A 3,937-nucleotide genomic window follows, 5' to 3' on the forward strand; every position below is an offset into this window, starting at 1 on the left:
TCTCGGTGGATCGTCCACTCCTCGACCTCTATCCGAGGATACCGTGCCGTATCCCTCGATTCGGCGCGACGTACATTACAGTCTTATTCATGTAATGATCCTTGACCCGATCGGTTTTGCGACTACGTCTCCCACGGGCGGTGAGTGGACGGTTCCGGCGATATCGAAGCCACTCTTCATCCGATCCGCTACTCGTACCCTATCGCGTTCGTTCGCGGGGCAACATGAACTATTATGGGAGCGGCGTGGGAGTAGTCGATATGGAACTACAGGAGCACTTCGATGCCCCCGGATCGAGGGATTGGCAAACGGTGGACGACGGAACCGTCCGATTCGCATTGGTGGGCCTCGGGTGGTGGACGAACGACTTCGTCATCCCGGCCGTGGCCGACTCCGATCTCTGCACCGTCACCGCCGTCGTCAGCGGAAGCATCGAGAAGGCGGAACGGGTCGCGTCGGACGTCGGGACGGTCGAAGCGTCGATGACCTACGACGAGTTCGTTGACGGCGAGGCGACGGAGTCGTACGACGCCGTCTATATCGCCACGCCCAACTCCTACCACAGGGAGTACGTCGAGGCCGCTGCTCGACACGGCAAGGACGTGCTTTGTGAGAAACCGATGGGGGCGACCGTCGAGGACGCGGAGGCGATGGTCGACGCCTGTGACGATGCGGGCGTGACGCTCATGGTCGCCTACCGGATGCACACCGAACCCGTGGTGAGGCTGGCACGCCGCATCGTCGCGGACGGCCGTATCGGCGACCCGCGATTGGTGCAGGGGATGAACGCGCAACCGCTGTTGGAGATGAACGGCGATCCCGGTCAGTGGCGGCTGAACTCGGAGCTTACGGGGTACGGAACCTCCGTGATGGATCTCGGGATTTACCCGCTCAACACCGCCCGGTTCGTTCTCGACGCCGACCCCGTTGCGGTCCAGTCGATGATGAGTTCGGAACACGAGGCGTTCGCCGACGTTCCCGACGAGCGGGCGACGTTCGCCGTCAGGTACGACGACGGAACATACGCCGCATTCGGTGCGAGCCAGAACGCCTTCGACACCACCAGCCTCGATATCGTGGGAACCGAGGGTGAACTCACGTTGAAACCGGCGTTCCACATGGAGACGACGCTCACCGTCACCACGGACGATCGGACGTACGAAGCCACGGTGGAATCGGCCGACCAGATGGAAGAGGAGTTCGACTACTTCGCGAATCAGATCCTCGCCGGAGGGGACGTGTACGCCGACGGTCGCCACGGACTGCTGGATATGCGAACCATCGCAGCGATCCACAACGCTGCCGACCGCGACGAAACGATCCAACTGTAAGCACGTCCGTTTTCCGTCCGCAGTTCGTCAATGGTCCGGGAGCACGGTACTCTCTGGGATGTCTCTCCTCGTTTGCTCGAAGTAACCATGATTCAAGATAGTATAGAAGAATCTATCTAGTCAAAAATAGCACGGGGGAGTTAAAAAGATTTCCCAGAACCATCCTCCGATGATCGTTCAGTTCGGCCGTTCCACTCCTGCTCGTGTACCGTCTCACGGCATCCGGTAGCTCATCGATTCGCCGTACCGAGGGGGTATATGGGGCGGTCGTTCACCGACCGCCGTCGGCCGTCCGCAGATACTCGTCGAGTTTCGTGGCGGTAGCCGTTGCGAATTCGTCGTCGTTGATCGCGGCGTCGAGTTCGACCAGTTCCACGTCGTCGTCGAGGTTCTCCCGCAGGGCGTCGAACAGCCTCGAATCCGCCTCCGGATCGTAGAAATCCTCCCCTTCGACGTCGATGATCGAGACCCCACCGAGCGGGAGAAACAACGCGGTCGGCCCGGTGGCCGCGTTCAGTTTCCCCGCGATGATCTCGCCGAGTTCGGCGTTCTCCTCGGGCGTCGTCCGCATCAGTGTCACTTGGGGATTGTGGATGTGGAATTTCCGATCCTCGAAGGCATCCGGCACTGAATCCCGTGGACCGAAGTTAACCATGTCGAGCGCCCCCACCGAGACGACCTGCGGGATACCCGTCTCGGCGGCGGCATCGAGGCGTGTTTCCCCGGCACTGAGCACGCCGCCGACGAGTTCGTCGGCCCATTCGGTGGTCGTAATGTCGAGCACGCCGTCGATGAGGCCCTGGCGAACCAACTCCTCCATCGCGCGGCCGCCGGTTCCGGTCGCGTGAAAGACGATCGTTTCGTACCCCTCCGACTCCAAATATTCGCGTGCCGTATGCACGCACGGCGTCGTCACCCCGAACATGGTGATCCCGACCGTCGGCTTTTCACTGATCGAGATGTCGGGTTCGTTGGCCACCATGCCGACCATCGCGAGCGCCGCGTTCGAAATCACGCGTCGAGAGAGCTGATTGAGGCCTTCGATGTCGGCGACGGAGTACAACATCATCACGTCCTTCGCGCCGACGTACGGCTCCGTGTCGCCGGAGGCCATCGTCGAGACCATCAGTTTCGGGATACCGACCGGAAGTGCACGCATCGCCGTGGTTGCGATGGAGGTGTTTCCCGATCCGCCGAGTCCGACGACCCCTTCGAGAATTCCATCGTCGTGGAGCCGAGACGCGATGGCAGCAGCGCCGTCACCCATCGTCTCGATGGCTTCCCCCCGGTCGGCTTCCTCTCGAAGGTGTTCGAGACTTGTCCCTGCCGCCTCGGCGACCTCGTGAGCCGACGTATCCGGTTCGATGTCGGGGTCTTCCATCACCCCGACGTCGATCAGGTGGACGTCGATGTCGTGCGCTTCGATGATCTCCCGGGCGAAATCCAGTTCTTCCCCCTTGGTGTCCAGCGTCCCGATGAGTACGACCGCCATGCTAGAACTCTATCCCTTTGAACTCCCGCGCTTGATTCCGAATCGCCTCCTCGGTCGGCAGGCGTTCCAGGCTCGATGCGCCGAAGAACCCGACGACGCCCTCCGTCTCGTTGAGCACGTACTCGGCGTCGTCTGGCCACGCTATCGGACCGCCGTGACAGATGACCATGACGTCTTCGTTGACCGCTTTTGCGGCGTCGTGATGGGCCTGAACGCGTTCCGCGGCGTCGTCCAGATCCAGCGACGTCTCCGCACCGATGTCGCCGGAGGTGGTGAGACCCATGTGCGAAACGATGACGTCGGCTCCCACCTCGGTCATCTCTCGGGCTTGCTCCTCGGTGAACACGTACGGACAGGTCAACATGTCCTGCTCGGCGGCCTCCTCGATCATGTCTACTTCCTTGTCGTAACCCATTCCCGTCTCCTCGATGTTCTGCCGGAACTGGCTTCCCTCGTCGATGAGACCGACCGTCGGGAAGTTCTGGACGCCCGAGAACCCGCGACGTTTCAGGTCCTCGATGAAGACGTCCATCTGGCGGAACGGGTCGGTTCCGTTGACCCCCGCGAGGACCGGCGTGTCCTCGACGACCGGCAGGACCTCGTGGCCCATCTCGACGACGATTTCATTGGCGTCGCCGTACGGGAGCAATCCAGCGAGGGATCCTCGACCGTTCATCCGGTACCGCCCCGAGTTGTAGATGATGAGCATATCGACGCCGCCTCGTTCAGCGAATTTCGCCGAAATGCCGGTTCCCGCACCCGCTCCGATGATGGGTTCGCCTCGGGATATCGTCTCTTCGAGTCGCGCGAGCGACTCCTCACGTGTAAATTTCATGAGCCCCCCTATTCTACATCGAGCACGGTATTCAAGATACTCACCGTCGAGGGTTGTCCGGGCGGTACGATTGGCTCCTGGCACACCGCTCCGACTCGTCGCTCCTTGGTCGTCCGTCGCGTGGGTTTTCGGATCGTCGCCGCGATACAACTATCGTGATGAACACCGATCGTTTCTTGGGGCAATGACAGACGAGAACTTCGTCAGCAGCGAGGACGTACCGACCCAGATGTTCGATTGGGGAACGCTCAAATGGATGGCCACTCCCGACGTCAACGG

Annotated in this window: 3 protein-coding genes; 1 reads left to right on the forward strand and 2 read right to left on the reverse strand. The window is 61.3% G+C overall.

Going from position 1 to position 3,937, the window contains the following annotated elements:
* The first annotated feature begins 260 nt into the window (after positions 1–260).
* Positions 261–1,331, forward strand: a complete 1,071-nt coding sequence (gfo6, locus tag WBV42_RS20315; protein WP_423987646.1) for a D-xylose 1-dehydrogenase Gfo6 — start codon at positions 261–263, stop codon at positions 1,329–1,331.
* A gap of 271 nt (positions 1,332–1,602) precedes the next feature.
* On the opposite strand, the gene WBV42_RS20320 is transcribed toward gfo6, so the two are convergent.
* A complete protein-coding gene (locus WBV42_RS20320) occupies positions 1,603–2,823 on the reverse strand; it encodes a Tm-1-like ATP-binding domain-containing protein (RefSeq protein WP_423987647.1) in 1,221 nt (406 codons plus the stop codon).
* A gap of 1 nt (position 2,824) precedes the next feature.
* Positions 2,825–3,658 (reverse strand): phosphoenolpyruvate hydrolase family protein, encoded by an 834-nt coding sequence (locus WBV42_RS20325; protein WP_423987648.1) that lies wholly within the window; start codon positions 3,656–3,658, stop codon positions 2,825–2,827.
* Positions 3,659–3,937: the final 279 nt, after the last annotated feature.

Origin of the sequence: Haladaptatus sp. (assembly GCF_049589095.1) — an archaeon.
In the GTDB taxonomy this organism is placed as follows: Archaea; Halobacteriota; Halobacteria; order Halobacteriales; family Haladaptataceae; genus Haladaptatus.

What these genes read in the sequence shown, in the direction of transcription:
- gfo6 (WP_423987646.1), top strand. Translation starts at nt 261, where the DNA reads ATGGAACTACAGGAGCACTTCGATGCCCCCGGATCGAGGGATTGGCAA.
- WBV42_RS20320 (WP_423987647.1), bottom strand. Translation starts at nt 2,823, where the DNA reads ATGGCGGTCGTACTCATCGGGACGCTGGACACCAAGGGGGAAGAACTG.
- WBV42_RS20325 (WP_423987648.1), bottom strand. Translation starts at nt 3,658, where the DNA reads ATGAAATTTACACGTGAGGAGTCGCTCGCGCGACTCGAAGAGACGATA.